The sequence below is a fragment of the Pseudomonas fluorescens genome (assembly GCF_000967965.1).
GTDB lineage: Bacteria > Pseudomonadota > Gammaproteobacteria > Pseudomonadales > Pseudomonadaceae > Aquipseudomonas > Aquipseudomonas grandcourensis.
Window position 1 is genome coordinate 1 of record NZ_LACC01000082.1, and the last position, 2,460, is coordinate 2,460.

Annotated in this window: 2 protein-coding genes; both read left to right on the top strand. The window is 52.0% G+C overall.

Annotated elements, in window-relative coordinates; translation table 11 throughout:
- The coding region (locus VC35_RS28280; RefSeq protein ID WP_046044039.1) for a response regulator at window positions 1–445 on the top strand (445 nt) is incomplete at its 5' end.
- 92 nt (window positions 446–537) lie between these two features.
- Window positions 538–2,460: histidine kinase dimerization/phospho-acceptor domain-containing protein (locus VC35_RS28445; RefSeq protein WP_311132828.1), on the top strand; the 1,923-nt coding region annotated here is incomplete at its 3' end.

A 2,460-nucleotide genomic window follows, 5' to 3' on the forward strand; every position in this document is an offset into this window, starting at 1 on the left:
GCAAGCCTTGCAACTGGCTGAGGGGAACGACCCATTGGGAGGCAGTACATCACTTGTCTTTGCGCCCACGGTACTCAAGGCGTTGCACGTGTTGGCCGTTGAAGATCATCCCATCAACCAGTTAGTACTGACCGAACAACTGCAGCAACTGGGCTGTCAGGTAACAATGGCTTCGGATGGTCGTGAAGCCTTGCAACGCTGGCAGCATGGTGAATCCTTCGATGTGGTCTTAACTGACGTGAACATGCCAGAGCTGGATGGTTACCAATTGACCCGGCGACTACGCGCAGAGGGAATCAAAGTGCCTATCGTCGGGGTGACCGCCAATGCCCAGGCCGATGAAGGAGAGCGCTGTTTTCAGGCCGGTATGGATGGCTACCTGGCCAAACCCGTTTCTCTGGCTGGACTCAAGCGGGAGCTTCTGCGAATTGGAGGGCTGTGCTAGCAGGTGAGTCGCGAGAAACAACAGAAAAATGTTGTCCGCGCCAAGAATTTTGAGCAGCGTGTGATCTGGTCACACTCATTGAGGAGGGCGCAGTGGAAAAGCGGCAAATTCAGCGTTCTGAACTGTTGCCAGGCTGCGCAACCGCGCTGGCATCGTTAGTACTGTGTGCTCTGTTCGTTTTTTATCTCCACGGCGTTTTTCTCCACGCGGTTGGCCAATACGACAGATGGAGTCGTGAGCACGCCAGAGCTCTGTTTTTACGCGCAGATGCAGAAGAACTTTTTGTCGAGAGTACTGCACGGATACTTCAGTCGGATGTGCTGGTGAGAAGTGATGCTTCCAGGCTGGATAGCCTGGCTGAACTACCTGTGATTACTAACAGCGGCGTTGAAGGGATAAATGATAGTGGGAGGGGCATCATACTCCGGGGAGGGGGAAAAAGCCCAAAGGGAACGGAGTATGAGTTTTTTCGGCAAGCGAAGATCCTTTCCAATATGGGCGGTGTATTTGCGCAGGAAAAATATAAAGACAGACGGCGATTGCTGATCTCCGCAGAAGACGCGTTGCTTTTCAATTCATTTGACACTGCCGAGGACTGGAAAAACGGCTCCCGTCAGAGCTCGATTGAGCTTGGCGATTATATTGAGGAAGTCAGAGCCCCGATTTTTCATGACGACGCTGATTTAGCCGGCAGTGCGGGGGTTAATAAAGGGAGTGTCTGGACGGCCGCACATGCCAGTGTCGTTGATGGTACTCAGGTTATTACGTGCTATGTGCCCATCTATGATCAACATGGAAGGCTTGCATCGTATTTGATGGGTGAGGTTGCGATATCAGCGTTAGAAGGACGGGAGTGGTTACAGCAATATGGCATGAGCCTGGCGTTGTTCGACTCCAAAGAAAGACTGGTTGTCGCAGATGCTGCCCTGGAAGGGACTCGTGCCTTGAGGACTCATCAGCGGGCAGTGCAGGATAGCTCCGGTTTTAACTTCGAAATTGACGGAACCTGGCTGCTGATTTTTGTTGAAGCCCCACAAGTACATTGGCGTGTTGTTTATGGCGTTCCTTTAACCAAGGTGCTTTTAACCCATTGGCTAGCGATTGTTTTTTCGTCATGTGTGCTGGTGTTAGGGCTAGCGGGTACCGTTTGGATAGCAAGAAGCATTCGGCGTCGTATGCATACTTCGGCACAGCAAAAAGCAACGAAAGTGTTTGAAGGGCGTAATCTGGTCCAGACAGTGATGGACCACTCTCTGGTGGGGTTGTGCTTATTGCGCATGAGCGATGGCGAAGTATTGATTCAGAATGAGCAGTCTCGGGAACTGATAACAGTCGACGTTGAGCACGATGGACGGCGTTGGGGATTGCGCGAGTATTTTTTGATGATGTCAGACAAGGAAATGCCTGAAACCGGGCCCCTTGAAATTGATGCACAGACGCCAGACACCGGGGAGCGCATGCGTGTTTTGGCCCACTTGGTCAAGGTTAATTATTACGATGAGCCTGCGCTTTTTTGTTCGTTTGGCGATGACAATGAGCGCAGGAATGCAGAGTTGATACTGGTCTCGGCCAAAGCATCTGCCGACGAGGCAAATGCGGCCAAATCCACGTTCCTGGCGATGATGAGTCATGAAATTCGCACCCCGCTGTACGGCGTACTGGGCACACTGGAACTGCTGGCAAACACTACGTTGCTACAACAGCAGCGGGGCTATCTGAACACCATTGAGCATTCCTCCAGTAACCTGCTGAATATCATTGATGACATTCTGGATTTCTCCAGGATTGAAGCGAACCAGCTGACCCTGGAGTCCGAACCGTTCAATCTTGTTGAGTTGGCTGAGGGCGTGGCGAGGAGCTTCGTATCGCTGGCGCAAAAAAAAGGCGTGGAACTGTACTGCTGCCTGCAACCGGATCTGCCTCTGCTCGCTGGGGATCGCAACCGTCTGCAGCAAGTGCTGAGTAATCTGTTGAGTAACGCGGTGAAGTTCACTGACAGCGGCAAGATCGTCATT